The organism is Streptomyces sp. TG1A-60, assembly GCF_037201975.1.
Lineage (GTDB): Bacteria > Actinomycetota > Actinomycetes > Streptomycetales > Streptomycetaceae > Streptomyces.
The window spans coordinates 7,441,625-7,455,179 of the sequence record NZ_CP147520.1 but is presented as its reverse complement, the minus strand read 5'-3'; the positions used below and the strand labels follow the sequence as shown (position 1 = coordinate 7,455,179).

At 72.3% G+C, this 13,555-nt stretch carries 11 protein-coding genes and 6 pseudogenes; 12 read left to right on the top strand and 5 right to left on the bottom strand.

The annotated features are described in order from the left end of the window. Positions 1–239 precede the first annotated feature (239 nt). The 4 genes and pseudogenes from WBG99_RS32795 to WBG99_RS32780 all read left to right on the top strand — a co-directional run. A complete protein-coding gene (locus WBG99_RS32795; RefSeq protein WP_184898104.1) occupies positions 240–563 on the top strand; it encodes a hypothetical protein in 324 nt (107 codons plus the stop codon). Positions 564–840: 277 nt separating this feature from the next. Then, a complete protein-coding gene (locus WBG99_RS32790) occupies positions 841–1,374 on the top strand; it encodes an ATP-binding protein (protein ID WP_338899822.1) in 534 nt (177 codons plus the stop codon). 237 nt (positions 1,375–1,611) lie between these two features. Then, positions 1,612–1,713, top strand: a pseudogene (locus tag WBG99_RS32785) (glycosyltransferase); the annotation flags it as partial. Continuing rightward, positions 1,711–1,865 (top strand): annotated as a pseudogene (locus WBG99_RS32780) (GtrA family protein); the annotation flags it as partial. The pseudogenes WBG99_RS32785 and WBG99_RS32780, both read left to right, overlap by 3 nt. Positions 1,866–1,915: 50 nt before the next feature. Here WBG99_RS32780 and WBG99_RS32775 read toward each other — a convergent pair. Continuing rightward, positions 1,916–3,157: an ROK family protein gene (locus tag WBG99_RS32775; RefSeq protein WP_338899820.1), complete on the bottom strand. Its 1,242-nt coding sequence runs from the start codon at positions 3,155–3,157 to the stop codon at positions 1,916–1,918. A gap of 268 nt (positions 3,158–3,425) precedes the next feature. On the opposite strand from WBG99_RS32775, the gene WBG99_RS32770 reads away from it, so the two are divergent. Next, entirely contained in the window at positions 3,426–4,580 is a 1,155-nt protein-coding gene (locus tag WBG99_RS32770; RefSeq protein WP_338899819.1) for a methyltransferase, read from the top strand. Positions 4,581–4,716: 136 nt separating this feature from the next. Here WBG99_RS32770 and WBG99_RS32765 read toward each other — a convergent pair whose 3' ends face one another. Then, positions 4,717–5,682: a hypothetical protein gene (locus WBG99_RS32765; protein WP_338899818.1), complete on the bottom strand. Its 966-nt coding sequence runs from the start codon at positions 5,680–5,682 to the stop codon at positions 4,717–4,719. Positions 5,683–5,792: 110 nt separating this feature from the next. Here WBG99_RS32765 and WBG99_RS32760 point away from each other — a divergent pair. From WBG99_RS32760 to WBG99_RS32735, 6 genes and pseudogenes are all read left to right on the top strand, one after another. Then, positions 5,793–6,223: pseudogene (locus WBG99_RS32760) on the top strand (hypothetical protein); the annotation flags it as partial. Between the two features lie 289 nt (positions 6,224–6,512). Further along, a pseudogene (locus tag WBG99_RS32755) lies at positions 6,513–7,052 on the top strand (MFS transporter); the annotation flags it as partial. 179 nt (positions 7,053–7,231) lie between these two features. Then, complete coding sequence (gene tgmA / locus WBG99_RS32750) at positions 7,232–7,423, top strand: putative ATP-grasp-modified RiPP (RefSeq protein ID WP_338899817.1); 192 nt, start codon at positions 7,232–7,234, stop codon at positions 7,421–7,423. A 16-nt stretch (positions 7,424–7,439) separates the two neighbouring features. Continuing rightward, positions 7,440–8,423, top strand: a complete 984-nt coding sequence (tgmB, locus tag WBG99_RS32745) for an ATP-grasp ribosomal peptide maturase (protein WP_338899816.1) — start codon at positions 7,440–7,442, stop codon at positions 8,421–8,423. A 104-nt stretch (positions 8,424–8,527) separates the two neighbouring features. Continuing rightward, positions 8,528–8,721: pseudogene (locus tag WBG99_RS32740) on the top strand (maleylpyruvate isomerase N-terminal domain-containing protein); the annotation flags it as partial. A gap of 44 nt (positions 8,722–8,765) precedes the next feature. Further along, a pseudogene (locus WBG99_RS32735) lies at positions 8,766–9,002 on the top strand (deazaflavin-dependent nitroreductase); the annotation flags it as partial. Between the two features lie 64 nt (positions 9,003–9,066). Here the strand turns inward: WBG99_RS32735 and WBG99_RS32730 are convergent. After that, positions 9,067–10,272 carry a geranylgeranyl reductase family protein gene (locus WBG99_RS32730; protein WP_338899815.1) on the bottom strand — a complete coding sequence of 402 codons (1,206 nt, stop codon included), beginning with the start codon at positions 10,270–10,272 and terminating at the stop codon, positions 9,067–9,069. Between the two features lie 181 nt (positions 10,273–10,453). Here WBG99_RS32730 and WBG99_RS32725 point away from each other — a divergent pair, with 181 nt between their 5' ends. Beyond that, positions 10,454–11,809 carry a dipeptidase gene (locus WBG99_RS32725; protein ID WP_338899814.1) on the top strand — a complete coding sequence of 452 codons (1,356 nt, stop codon included), beginning with the start codon at positions 10,454–10,456 and terminating at the stop codon, positions 11,807–11,809. A 113-nt stretch (positions 11,810–11,922) separates the two neighbouring features. On the opposite strand, the gene WBG99_RS32720 is transcribed toward WBG99_RS32725, so the two are convergent. Then, entirely contained in the window at positions 11,923–12,960 is a 1,038-nt protein-coding gene (locus WBG99_RS32720) for an NUDIX domain-containing protein (protein ID WP_338899813.1), read from the bottom strand. A gap of 160 nt (positions 12,961–13,120) precedes the next feature. Beyond that, complete coding sequence (locus WBG99_RS32715) at positions 13,121–13,360, bottom strand: hypothetical protein (RefSeq protein ID WP_338899811.1); 240 nt, start codon at positions 13,358–13,360, stop codon at positions 13,121–13,123. Between the last annotated feature and the right edge of the window lie 195 nt (positions 13,361–13,555).

Genomic DNA, 13,555 nt, shown 5'->3' with positions numbered 1-13,555 from the left:
ACTCCAGTGGCTGCGATGCGCGGGGCGCATGGGGGGCGCATGCCGCGCATGCGCCGGAACCCCGCCCCCGGCCCACCGTGCGCACTGGTGCTCGACGTCGGGGCCGTGCAGACTGCACCGCACGGGCCGACTCGACAGCACTGGAGCCGGCCAGGGGGCGGACGACCTCGGGCACACTGGATCCCCGGTCCGCGACGGATCACGACACAGGACAGCCGAAGCGCTAGGGGGCGGGGCACATGGCGGAGCCGGAGTTCACGGCCACGGGCGTGCGGATCGGAAAGAGGCTGCGGCAGCTCACCCGGGCGGGACAGGTCCGGATCGAGGACGGCCGACTGCAGTTGCTCACCAGTTACGGCAGCGAGATCGACAGTGCCCCGGTGCAGGCGGTGAGGGCGTCGAAGCCCTGGTTCGCGAACGAGGACCGGGCGTTGGCCGACGTCAACGGCACCCGCTACACGCTCACGCTGAACGAGCACGACCCGGCTCCGGGAAAGCCCGGGCCGCCCTCGGCGCGCCGGTTCATAGAGGCGGTGCGCAGGGCCGCGGGGCGTAGCGGCTGACGGAAACCGCGAGTTGCGGGACCGGACCCCCTGGGTCACTCTGGTCTCACGTCACTCTGGGTCTACCGGTGATAACGCTGCGAACCAGCCCGCCGGCCCCGACAGCGGGCGGCGGCCGTAGGCAGCCACCCACGAGCAGGCGGCAGCCCAGGCTTCCGCCGACACCAGGCGGCAGTCGTAGTGGGCCGCCCCCACAGCAGGCGGCGTTTTTCGCCCAGCCACCTCGCTGGATCCGTACTCCGATCTTCTTCCGGACTCAATTCGGGGAGTCGCAGCCGTGATCAGCCAGCAAAGCAGGCACTGCACGGTGGAGCTCCAAGCCCTGCCGTCGCGGATCGGCCAGGTCCGCAGAATCGTATCTGCGCAATTGCGCTACTGGCATCTGGATCCGTTGATAGAGCGGGCCGCACTCGGGGTGACCGAGCTGCTGTCCAACGTCCACCGGCACGCGGAGCCGGACAAGATGTGCACCGTGGAGATGGAGTTGCTCCTCGGCCGGCTCACGGTCTCGGTGCACGACCACGACCCCCGCCTCCCGGTCGTCCAGGACGCGGAGCCCTTCGCCACCTGCGGTCGCGGCCTCGCGATGGTCGCCGCGGTGAGCGAGAGCTGGGGTGTACGGCCGCACGGCGAGTCGGGAAAGGTCGTGTGGTTCACCCTGCCGGCATCCTCGCCCGCGGTGCCGAAGATCTCGCCGTACAACGTCCGGCAGCCGCACGACACCGGACAGACGTACGACACCGGACGCAGGGCCGCCGCACGGGGGCGCAGGTCCGAGCAGGCTCCCGCCCGGTCCGCCGTCGCAGGCTGACCGGGCGGTGACCATCCCGCCGTCGGCCGGCGTCCGTGCGGACGCCGGCCGGTGCCACTCGGTGGCGGCGGCACGCCGGAGGTCCAGGCGTGCCGCCCGCCGGGCCGGGTGCGGTCCCGCGAGGGCCGAGGGCTCCATGAACGCGGTGAAACGGCCGGCGCGGGAAGCCGACGCTCATCCCGTCCGGGGTCCTCGGCGTCGCGTCGCCGGAGCCGTACGCCTTGGCCGTGTTGGTGTGCCCTCCTTCTCGGTCCGTGCCTGCTGGTGTGCGCGGGGCTGCATACGGCGTGGATCGTGGGCGACCCACTCGTCAACGGCGTGGAGACCCCGGGTTGTGTCGCCGCGCGCGTTCTCGCGTTCACGCTGAGCATGACGGGTTCCTTTCCCCGAACGCGCGATCCACCTGTCGGACAGGGCCGACCTGGCGGAAGTTCCTGGTGTTCGCGACCAACTTCCTGATCACTACGGCGGGTGTGTATGTGATCGTGGACGGGCACCGGATGCGGCCCGAACGCAGAAGGTCCCGTGCGCGCCTGACCCCTCAGGCCAGCGCGCCCAGAGGGTCGTCGAAGACCGGCTGCCACGCCAACTCGGCAGCTCCCACAAGGCTGTTGTGGTCCAGCGTGCAGGCCAGGATCGGCGCGACGCCGCTCTGCCGGCCCCACAGGCCGCGGTCGGCGACGACGGTGCGCAGCCGGTCGGGGTCGGCGTCGAGGAGGGTGCGGTGCATGCCGCCGAGAATGATGCGGTCGGGGTTGAGGATGTTGACCAGGCCCGCGAGGCCGAGACCGAGGCGGTCGATGAGGGTCTCGGTGGCGGTGCGGACAGCCGGGTCGGCGTACCGGGTGCGGATCAGGTCGTTGGCCTGCTGGAGCAGGGAGACCGCGGGGCCGGGGTCGCGGCCGGCCGCGGTGAGGAAGGCCAGCGGGTCGGCCTCGACGTCGAGGCAGCCGCGGCTGCCGCAGTGGCAGGGACGGCCCTCGGGGTTGACGGTGAGGTGGCCGACTTCCAGGGCGAGGCCCGAACTCCCCGAGTGCAGACGGCCGTCGAGGACCAGCGCACCACCCACGCCGCGGTGCCCGGTGGCCACACACAGCAGGTCGCGGGAGCCGCGCCCGGCGCCGTGCCGGTGTTCGGCGAGGGCGGCGAGGTTGACGTCGTTGGCCGCGAACGCGGGTCCCTCGATCCCGGCCGCGCGCACCCGCTCGGCGAAGATCTGCCGGACGGGCGCGCCGGCCGGCCAGGCCAGGTGCAGCGGGTTCAGGGCCAGCCCTGCCGGTTCGGCGACCGCGGACGGCACGGCGAGTCCCGCGCCCACGCACCGCCGGCCGGTCTCGCGCAGCAGTTCGGCGCCCGCGTCGACGACCGAGCCGAGCACCTTCGCGGGGTCGGCGTCCACGGTCTCGCAGCCGGGCGCGGTGGCGACGATCCGGCCGCCGAGCCCCACCAGCGCGGCCCGCCAGCCGTCGGCGTGCACCTGGGCGGCGAGCGCGACGGGCCCCTCCTCGGCGACTTCCAGGCGGTGCGAGGGCCGACCCTGCGAACCGGCGGCGGCCCCCGGGTGCGCGTCCACCCGGATCAGCCCCAGCGCCTCCAGCTCGGCGGCGACAGCGCCCGCCGTGGCCCGGGTGACTCCCAGCCCGGCGGTGAGCACCGCCCGGGTCGGCGCCCGCCCGGTGTGCACGAGTTCCAGCGCCGGACCGAGCGCGCCCCTCCCCCGGTCCAGCCGAGTCCGCGTCGTCGTCCCTTCGCCCGCCGCCTTGGGGGCCGCCTTGCCGTCCATGAGGGCGAGTCTCCCATGATCCGCCGGGCGTCGGCCCCCGCCCGGGGAGCCTCAGCCGCCGGCGAAGCCGCTGACCCGGAGGTGACGTCAGCCGTCCGGTCAACCCCAGCCCGGACGGCGCCGTCCCCGCGTGCACCCGAGGCACACCGTGGTACGCCTGCCGGGACGCCCCGCCGAACACGAAGAGATCACCGCTGCGCAGTTCCACGTCCGTGTAGGGCCGCGCGGAGAGGGCGTGAGCTGGGGCTCGGCTAGCCTGGGGCACACGATGAGCGACCGTATGACCGCGCCCTGGGGCGAGTACGCCCTGGCCCGCTTTCCCGAGGACCCCCGTGACCGGCTGCGCGCCTGGGACGCGTCCGACGCGTATCTGCTGAGCCATCTCGCGGAGAGCGGGACGCCGTCGGACGGGACGGTCGTGGTCGTCGGTGACCGATGGGGCGCGCTGACCACCGCGCTCGCCGGGCACCGGCCGACGCAGATCACCGACTCGTATCTGAGCCGGGAGGCGACACGGGCGAACCTGGCGCGCAACGGCGCGGAGGCGGACACGGTACGGCTGCTGACCACCCAGGATCCGCCTCCGGGCCGTGTCGACGTGCTCCTCGTCCGGGTACCCAAGAGCCTCGCGCTCCTGGAGGACCAGCTGCACCGGCTCGCGCCCGCCGTGCACGAGGGAACGGTCGTGGTCGGCACCGGGATGGTCAAGGAGATCCACACCTCGACGCTTCGGCTCTTCGAGCGGATCCTCGGCCCGACCCGGACCTCGCTCGCCCGGCAGAAGGCGCGGCTGATCTTCTGCACCCCGGACGCTCGGGTCATCGAGGCGCGGGGGAACGATCCATGGCCGTACACCTATCAACTCCCGGACGACGTCGGCGTGGTGGCCGGGCGCAGGGTCGTCAACCACGCGGGCGTCTTCTGTGCCGACCGGCTCGACATCGGCACCCGGTTCTTCCTACGGCATCTGCCGGGCGGCCGGGGTGGCGGGCGGGCCGTGGATCTGGGGTGCGGCAACGGCGTGGTCGGTACGGCGGTCGCGCTGACCGATCCGGACGCCGAGGTGGTGTTCGTGGACGAGTCGTACCAGGCGGTGGCCTCGGCGGAGGCGACGTACCGGGCGAACGCCGACGGCGAAGCGGAGTTCCGGGTCGGCGACGGGCTGGAGGGGTTCGCGCCGGGGAGTGTGGATCTCGTGCTCAACAATCCGCCGTTCCACTCCCACCAGGCGACGACCGACGCGACCGCCCGGCGGATGTTCACCGGTGCGCGGCGGGCGCTGCTGGCGGGCGGCGAGCTGTGGGTGGTCGGGAACCGTCATCTGGGCTATCACATAACGCTGCGACGAGTTTTCGGGAACAGTGAACTCGTGGCGAGCGACGCCAAGTTCGTGGTGCTGAAGGCGGTCAAGCGGGGCTCGTGACCCCTGACGCGGCCACCGAGGGGCCCCGCGCAGGGAGCGTGGTGAGGTGCCCAGCTCACGGCAGCAGGCATTGTTGAAGGCCTGGAGGTCGGGGATGCCGACGTAGGCGCGACGGCGGGGACCGTGGCGCCGCTTCTCAGTGGGCATGGCCGGGCGAAGTCTCGTGCGGCTCCTCAGAGGCCGCCGTGCCGCCCGCGCGGACCGTGAACGCGGCCGTGTGGACCTTCCCCTCGTGCTGGAAGTCGAGGAAGAGGCGGTAGGTGCCGGCGCTGGGCGCGGTGGCCGTGAAGGAGATGTCCGGGCCGGGTCGGGTTTCGTCGTCGCCGGGCTCGCCGTTCGGGTGGACGTGGAGGTAGGCGAGGTCGCCGGAGCGCAGGGCGACCAGGTGGCCGTACGCACCGAGATAGGGCTGGAGGTCGGTGACGGGCCTGCCGTCACGGGAGACCCTGAGCCTGAGTTCGCCCGCCGCGTCCGGACGCAGGCCGCCCTCCAGCTCGACCTCGTAGCCGTTGACCTCGGCGGTGTTGCCCGTCGGCGGGAGCTTCTCGGGCTTGTAGGTGCCCGAGGCCGCCAGGTCGGCGCCGAGCGTGAGGTTCGCGGTGTTCTTCCCTGCCGGGGTGAAGTCGGCGAAGACGCGGTAGCCGCCCGCCTCGGGCAGGTCGACGGAGGTGCTCCAGGTGCCGTCGGCGGCGCGGGTGGGGTGCAGATGGCGGTAGGTGACCAGGTCACGGGAGGCGAGGATGAGGTGCAGTTCCTTCTCGTGCTCGCGCCGGTACTCCGTGACGGCGTGGCCGTCCTCGTCGCGGATGACGAAGCGCAGCTCCGTGCGCTGCCCTGCGGTGACGGTGGGAGTCCGGAGGTCGAGGGTGTAACCGTCCTCGGAGATCTGCAGTCCGCCGACGGGGGCCGCTTCGTGCCGTCCGGCGTGGCCGCCGCCCTCGTCGGGTTTCGGTGAGGTCTCGCTGTGGCTGTCGTGGCGCGCGGGCGTGCTCTCCCCGGCGTCCTTGATGACGGGCCCGACACCGTCGCCCACGGCGTAGGCGGCGGCGAAGGTCGCGGCCAGCGCGGCGGCGAACGCGGCGATCCTCAGTCCGGTGTTCATGGCGGTCTCCTTCGGGTCCGGGCCTCCACCCATTATACCCCTATGGGGTATCACGGTCCGGGTCCGGGTCCGAGGCATCCGGGCATCCGGGCATCCGGGCATCCGGGCACGCTGTCCCCTGGGACGGCGAGGCCCGCGCGGTCCTCGAAGTCGCCGACGCGGTGAAGGCGACCAGCGCGGAGACGATCACCTGGCTGCGGTCGCTCGGCCTCACCCCGGTCCTGTTGGACCTGACCCTCGTACGCGGCGATCTGCGCGTGGCCGCCGACCCCATCCGCCTCGCCCGCCGGACCCTCGGCACCATCCGGTCCAACCTGTTCTGGGCGTCCGCCTACAACGTGGCCGCCCTGCCGCTCGCGGCGGTCGGCCTCCTCAACCCCATGATCGCCGGAGCGGACACGGCGTTCTCCTCGGTCTTCGTGTCGGCAACTCCCTGCGCCTGCGGACGTTCCGGGCGGCCGGCCGACCTCCGGCGGCTCGCGGAATCGGCTGGGGAATGGGCGGGCGCATGCGGCGAGCGATTTCGACACAGCACCGCTGACCTCCGGTGAAACGGTGTCGCATGCCCAGTCCGATTTTACCGACCCGGACACTCCCGCGAAAACGATGAGTACCTCCCGAAGGAATTCCACATTCCGAAAGCACCGGCCCACGCCCCGCATTCTGTCGGCCTTGCCCCCGAAGCCCTCAGCATCGGCTTACCGATGGCCGTGCTCGGCCAGCGTGACCGCCGCCGCGCCCGCCCTGCTGCGCCACGAGCCCCCTGCTCCGCCGGACCACGGCTGTGGGCAGGAGGAGCAGGGGGCCCGCCCCGCGCCACCTCGACGGGCCGTACCCGCGGCCTGCTCGTCGTCCTCGGTCTGATCGCCGGGTGCACGACGTACGGCGAGGGCGCGCCGGCCGACTGGGGCGCCCTGCACCTGGAGGAGGACCGATCACCTCCTCCGGAGTCGCGGCGATCGGTTACTCGTGTTTCGCGCTCGCCATGACGATCGGCCGGCTGACGGGACGACCCTGCTCGAACGCCCGGGCAGGACCACGGTGCTCGTGGCCGGTGGCGCGACCGCGACGGCCGGCACACTGCTCGGCTCCCTCGCCCCTCGGTGTGGGCGGCCCTGCTCCGCTTCGCGGTGACCGGTCCGGGCCTCGCCCACATCTTCCCCGTCGCCGTCGAACGCGCCGGCGCGCCGGCCGGCCCGGGCGGCGTCGTCACCGCCTCCACCCTCGGGCACCTCGACATGCTCCCAGGCCCACGCGGTCGGTTTCATGGCCGAGTGGTCTCCCTCCCGACCGCGCTCACCAGCGTCGCGGTGCTCGCCGCGTTCGCCTCCGTCACCGCGTTCACCACCCGTCACTCGGTGGCGAAATGACCACTCACCGTTGCTCCGTGACACCTCGCGGGGAATGAACTCAGTCCTCCGACAACATGAGGCAACCATTCAGTCGTTCGATTCGTATAACTCCCTGGAGGCACCGCGCCCCGGTCGGACAGAGGACGGCCGGAGCGTCACCATCCGCTTTTCCGGATGGTCCCGAACAAGGAGAAACGATGCGACTGTTCGTGCTCAACTACGCTCGCACAACTGAGCAGTTGGAGTTCAGCGCTCCGTACACCTACGACTCCGCACTGCAGTTGAACGTACTCGCCGACGGGCGGGTCGCCGCCCATGACCAGGGTCTGATGCGGGAACTGGGAGCGACGACCTCAACGGCGGGCTCGAAGACCCATTTCGACGACTGAACGCGGACCGGTGACGATGACCGTACTGATCCTCACCTGCGAACAGGACGTGACGGCGGATCTGGTGGTGGCACAACTGAACCGGACCGGTGTACCGGTGGTCCGGTTCGACCCCGCCGACCTGCCCGGCGGGGTGGCGCTCTCCGGTGAGTACGTCTACGGCGCCTTCCGCGGACATCTGAACGCCGGAGGGCGGCTGGTGAGCATGAGCGGGCTGCGGTCGGTCTGGCTGCGGCGGCCGGGGGTTCCGGCCGCCAAGGTCGCCGAGCCGTCCGCGTGGCTGACCGAGGAGTCCTCGCAGGCGCTGTACGGAATGCTGCGCGGCACGGGCGCCCGCTGGATGAACGACCCGGACGCGGCCCGGCGTGCCCGCCACAAGCCCTGGCAGCTCCGGCACGCCCAGCGCTGCGGTCTCCCCGTACCGGCCACGCTGATCACCACGTTCCCGCAGGCGGCCCGCGACTTCGCCGAACGCTTCCCCGACCTGGTGGTGAAGCCCGTCTCCGGCACACACCCGCAGGAGCCGCCCCGGACGGTTCCGACCAGCCGGGTGCCGCCGGGCACCGACTTCACCCCCGTCGCGTTCGGCCCGACGCTGCTGCAGCGCCGGATCGCCAAGACCGCCGACATCCGGCTCACGGCCGTCGGCGACCGCATGTTGGCCGCCCGCAAGACGGTCGCCCCGGGAGCCCACCCCGACGAGGTGGACGTCCGTTTCGCCCCGTCCACCGCGCCCTGGGAGCCGGTCGGCGTCCCGGCGCGTACCGCCACGGCCGTGCGGGCCTATCTGCGTGACGCCGGACTCTCGTACGGGGCCCTCGACTTCGTGGAGGACGCCGACGGGATCTGGTGGTTCCTGGAGTGCAACCAGTCGGGCCAGTTCGGGTTCGTGGAGATGGACACCGGCCAGCCGATCGCCCGCAGTGTCGCCGAGTGGCTGGCGCACGCGGAGCCGGGCGCAGGGAGGCACCGTGACGGCCGCATACGAGCAACCCCCTGAACCCCCTGGCGCCTCCTGAAGCTCACCACTTCCCGACGAACCGAAGCGCCCGCCCCTGTTCCGGGCGGGCGCTTCGAGCGCACTTCATCCGGCGGACTCGCCCCCTGGAGAGCGCCGAGGACATCAGAGCACTCGACGAGGAGGGCCGGCTGCTGGTCGCGGCGGTCCGGAAGGCCGGCACGGACGCCGCGGTGCCGACCTGCCCCGACTGGCGGGCCCGGGATCTGGTGCGGCACACCGGAGTCGTGCACCGCTGGCTCACGGCGTTCGTCGCCGGGGCCACACCTCACCCCGGCGCGTCGGCGGCGAGCCCGACCCGGACGGCGACCCGCTCCTGACAGGGTGCGCAACATGCGGGCGGCAGGCGGTGGACGGCTCCAGGTGGGCCGCCGCGTACAGGAGTTCACGGCGCTCGAACTGCCCGACGAGGAGAAGCCCGTCGTCCTGCGCGCCTACCTCAAGAAGTGGGGCTGGGAGGTGAGCCGGTTCTTCGGCGACGTCAACGCCGACTCCACCGACGAGCAGTTGCTCGCCGCCGCGCCGAGGCACCCCGTCTTCCGGATCACCGTCAAGCAGTGACCGGCCGGGGTGCCGCCGGCTGTCGGCCGGTCCATGCCGCATGGGCCGGCCCGGCGTCCGGCGCCTACTTGTCGAACGCGGTCAGCGCGCGCTGGGCGATCGGGTGGGTGCGGACGATCTCGCCCAGCGAGGTCGAGCCACGCGTGATGTCGACGAAGGTCCGCCAGGCGGGCCGGAACCCGGTGAGTGCCGCGTGGAAGAGTCCGGGCCGTCGCTCGAACGCGATCAGCAGCCGCTTGCCGACGCTCATCTCGACGCCCAGCCCCGCCTTGACGGCGAACGCGTAGTTCAGGGCCTGGCGGCGGGTGTCCACCGCGTCGTGCGCCTCGGCGATGCGGACCGCCCACTCCCCCGCGAGCCGCCCCGAGCGCAGGGCGAAGGAGATGCCCTCCCGCGTCCACGGCTCCAACAGGCCCGCCGCGTCCCCGCACACCAGTACCCTCCCCCGCGAAAGCGGTGAGTCGTCGGCGCGGCAACGCGTCAAGTGCCCGGAGGAGACGCTCGGTTCGAACCCGGCGAGGCCGAGCCGTCCGATGAAGTCCTCCAAGTACCGCTTGGTGGCGGCGCCTTCACCGCGCGCGGAGATCACACCGACGGTCAGTGTGTCGCCCTTGGGGAAGACCCATCCGTAACTGCCGGGCATCGGGCCCCAGTCGATGAGGACGCGTCCCTTCCAGTCCTCGGCGACGGTGTCCGGCACGGGGATCTCCGCCTCCAGGCCGAGGTCGACCTGCTCCAGCTTCACCCCGACATGCGCCCCTATGCGGCTGGCGCTGCCGTCCGCGCCGACGACGGCCCGCGCCAGCAGTGCCTCTCCGCCCTGCAGGACGACGGCGACCGTGCGCCGGTCCGGCACGGTCGAGCCGTGCTGCTCGACCCGGGTGACCGTGACGCCCGTACGCAGTTCCGCGCCGGCCTTCTGGGCGTGCTCGACGAGTTGCTGGTCGAACTCGGGCCGGTTGATCAGCCCGAACAGCATCTGCTTGGACTTGCGCGTACGGGCGTAGCGGCCGTCGAGGGAGAAGGTGACCGCGTGCACACGGTCCTTGAAGGGGAGTTCGAAGCCGGGCGGCAGCGCGTCGCGCGAGGGGCCGATGATGCCGCCGCCGCACGTCTTGTACCGCGGCAGCTCCGCCTTCTCCAGCAACAGGACGCTGCGTCCCGCGACCGCCGCCGCGTAGGCGGCCGAAGCCCCTGCGGGGCCCGCGCCCACCACGACGACGTCCCACACCCGCTGCACGTCGTCCGCCGAAGAGTTCTCGCTGCTCACGATGGTCTACTGCTCCCGATCCAGCCGCCTGCCGCACCTGTCCCCAGCATCCTACGGCGGTGGCGCCGAGGTCCGCTGTGGGAGGATCGGCAGCGCATGCGCCCTACACCGACTCACCGGGCAAGCGCGTACGCAGCCACTCACACAGCAGGACAACGTCGCACCCACGAGGAGCGTGCCCATGCCGTCGAACCCGGTCGCCGAGACCGTCGCCTCGCTGATTCCCCGGGCGAAGGAGGAGCTCACCGAACTGGTGGCCTTCAAGTCGGTGGCCGACTTCGACCAGTATCCGAGGAGCGAGAGCGAGGGCGCCGCGAACTGGGTCGCCGACGCGCTGCGCGCCGAGGGTTTCCAGGACGTGGCCCTGCTCGACACCCCCGACGGCACGCAGTCGGTGTACGGCCGCCTGCCCGGTCCCGAGGGCGCGAAGACGGTCCTGCTCTACGCGCACTACGACGTGCAGCCGCCGCTGGACGAGGCCGCCTGGGTGTCGCCGCCGTTCGAGCTGACCGAGCGCGACGGCCGCTGGTACGGGCGCGGTGCCGCCGACTGCAAGGGCGGCGTGATCATGCACCTGCTGGCGCTGCGGGCGCTGAAGGCGAGCGGCGGGGTCCCGGTCCACATCAAGGTGATCGTCGAGGGTTCCGAGGAGATGGGCACCGGCGGCCTCCAGCAGTACGCCGAGCGGCACCCCGAGTTGCTCGCCGCCGACACCGTCGTCATCGGTGACGCCGGAAACTTCCGCGCCGGGCTGCCGACGGTCACCGCCTCCCTGCGCGGCATGATCCTCATGCGGGTGAGGGTCGACGCCCTCGAAGGCAACCTGCACTCGGGGCAGTTCGGCGGCGCGGCCCCCGACGCGCTGGCCGCGCTGATACGCGTACTGGACTCGCTGCGCGCCGAGGACGGCACGACGACCGTGGACGGGCTCGCGGGCGACGGGTCGTGGGACGGTCTGCGGTACGACGACGAGCAGTTCCGCAAGGACGCCAAGGTGCTCGCCGGTGTGGAGCTGGTCGGCTCCGGCGCGGTCGCCGACCGTATCTGGGCGCGCCCGGCCGCCACCGTGCTCGGGATCGACGCCCCGCCGGTGGTCGGCGCGACCCCGTCGATCCAGGCGAGCGCCCGCGCCCTGATCGGTCTGCGCGTCCCGCCGGGCGTGGACGTCACGGACGCCGTCAAGCTGCTCGAAGCCCATCTGGTGGCGCACACCCCTTGGGGCGCCCGGGTGAGCTGCGAGCTGATCGGCCACGGACAGGCGTTCCGCGCCGACACCTCCAGCCCGGCGTACGAGGCGATGGCCGCGGCCATGGCGGTCGCCTACCCGGGCCAGGAGATGCAGTACGCGGGCCACGGCGGCTCCATCCCGCTGTGCAACGCCCTCGCCGCTCTTTACCCGGCCGCCGAGATCCTGCTCATCGGTCTCAGCGAGCCCGAGGCCCGGATCCACGCGGTCAACGAGAGCGTGTCTCCCGAGGAGTTGGAGCGCATGTCGGTGGCGGAGGCGCTGTTCCTGCGCGACTACGCGGCGAACTGAGCTGTCCATGCAACACCGGTGCGGTACCGCGCCCCTCAAGGGGCGCGGGGAACTGGGCGATCAGCCGCGGACCCGCGGTCGCCCCGCGACCTTCCCGAGACGGCGGCGGGCCGTCACACCGGCACACCCGCCTCCAAGTACAGCGCCGCCCCCCGCTCCCGCGCCCGCAGAGCCCACCGCAACCGCTCGTACCGCACCGGCGGCAGCAGGTCCGCCGCCGCCTCCTCCGTGACGAACCGCCAGTCACGCAGCTCGGGGCCGGGCAGCACGGGCCGTTGGGCCCCCGTCGTGTCGAGGCGCCCGCCGTCGAAGAGGAGGCGCAGTCCACCGTATCCGGGGGGCGTGGGCGACTCCCAGTCCACGACCAGCAGCCGGGGCACGTCGTCGAGCCGTATGCCGGTCTCCTCGATCACCTCGCGCATGCCCGCGCGGGCCGGTGCCTCACCGGCCTCCACGACCCCGCCGGGGAACTCCCAGCCCGCCTTGTAGGTCGGATCGACGAGCAGGACGCGGTCGTCCTCGTCGAACAGCAGGACCCCCGCTGCGACCGTCTCGGCGGTCGGCTCGGGGGTCTGCACGATGTCGCACACGGGTACGTCGCCGATGGCCACGGCGTCGGCGACGCGCCGCGCCGTCTCGTACGGCGTGAGGGCGCTGGTGTCGACGAGGTGGGCATCGGCGGTGAGCCAGCCACCCAGGGCGGCGCGGTAGGGCGCGATGTGGTCGTACGCCCATTGACGCAGCCGCATCTCGCCGTCGGGGAGGTCCAGTGGGACCTCCCGCCCGGCTATTCGCTCCCGCAGTATCGTTTCGGCCGGTGCCAGGAGCAGATGCCGTACGGGTATGCGGCGGGAGGCGAGGCCGCCGAAGATCTCGTCGCGGTACTCCTGACGGAGCAGCGTCATGGGGACCACGAGGGTGCCGCCCAGCTCGGCGAGCAGGGCGGCGGCGGTGTCGACCACCAGCCGTCGCCAGCTCGGCAGGTCCTGGAAGTCGCCGACCTCGGCGAGGCGTTTGGCCGGCAGCAGGTGTGTGAGTGCGCCGCCGATGACCTCGGGGTCGAAGAGCGTGCTGTTCGGGATCAGTTCGATCAGTTCCCGTGCGGTGGTGGTCTTCCCCGCACCGAACGCACCGTTGATCCAGACGATCACGGTTCCCCCTCTTCTGTTGGCCCCCTGAGGCTTGCCCTCCACCCCGCCACGGAAACCAGCCGCTGAGGAGGAGCCGAAATACGACGGTGGCGGGATCCCACCCCGTGGGATCCCGCCACCGCGCTCAGCGGACGGACAAGTGCCCCGCCGCCTGCCGCCGTCAGCCTTCCTTGCCGCCCTTGCCTTCCTGACCCTGCCGGCCCGCCATGCCGCCCAACGCGTCCTCGTCGACCGCCAGGCTGTCACCGGCGACCGTCTTGCTGATCTTGCCGAGCGTGCCCTCGACGTCCAGTTTGCTCAGCGCGTCCGCCTTCCCAAGCGTCTCTCCGGCGTCGAGACCGTGCGACGGCGTGACGGCCGCGACGACGAAACCGGTGGCGAGGGAGGCGATGGCGAGCATGCTGCGCTTCTTCATGCCCCGCTCAACTGCGGAACGGGGCGAGGGGTCACGGCCGGTTTCCGGCGTTTCGCCACGCCGCCTCGACCGCCCCGGGCACGGGGCCGGGAGCGCGGCAGGACCGCGGGCCGTGGCCCGCCACGGCTACAGGGCGGAAGCGTGGCACGGTGACAGGGCAGCAGCGCACGACCACGGGGC

Coding starts and splice junctions, on each gene's coding strand:
- tgmA (WP_338899817.1), top strand. CDS start 7,232: ATGCGACTGTTCGTGCTCAACTACGCTCGCACAACTGAGCAGTTGGAG.
- WBG99_RS32715 (WP_338899811.1), bottom strand. CDS start 13,360: ATGCTCGCCATCGCCTCCCTCGCCACCGGTTTCGTCGTCGCGGCCGTC.
- WBG99_RS32725 (WP_338899814.1), top strand. CDS start 10,454: ATGCCGTCGAACCCGGTCGCCGAGACCGTCGCCTCGCTGATTCCCCGG.
- WBG99_RS32765 (WP_338899818.1), bottom strand. CDS start 5,682: ATGAACACCGGACTGAGGATCGCCGCGTTCGCCGCCGCGCTGGCCGCG.
- WBG99_RS32775 (WP_338899820.1), bottom strand. CDS start 3,157: ATGGACGGCAAGGCGGCCCCCAAGGCGGCGGGCGAAGGGACGACGACG.
- WBG99_RS32795 (WP_184898104.1), top strand. CDS start 240: ATGGCGGAGCCGGAGTTCACGGCCACGGGCGTGCGGATCGGAAAGAGG.
- WBG99_RS32770 (WP_338899819.1), top strand. CDS start 3,426: ATGAGCGACCGTATGACCGCGCCCTGGGGCGAGTACGCCCTGGCCCGC.
- tgmB (WP_338899816.1), top strand. CDS start 7,440: ATGACCGTACTGATCCTCACCTGCGAACAGGACGTGACGGCGGATCTG.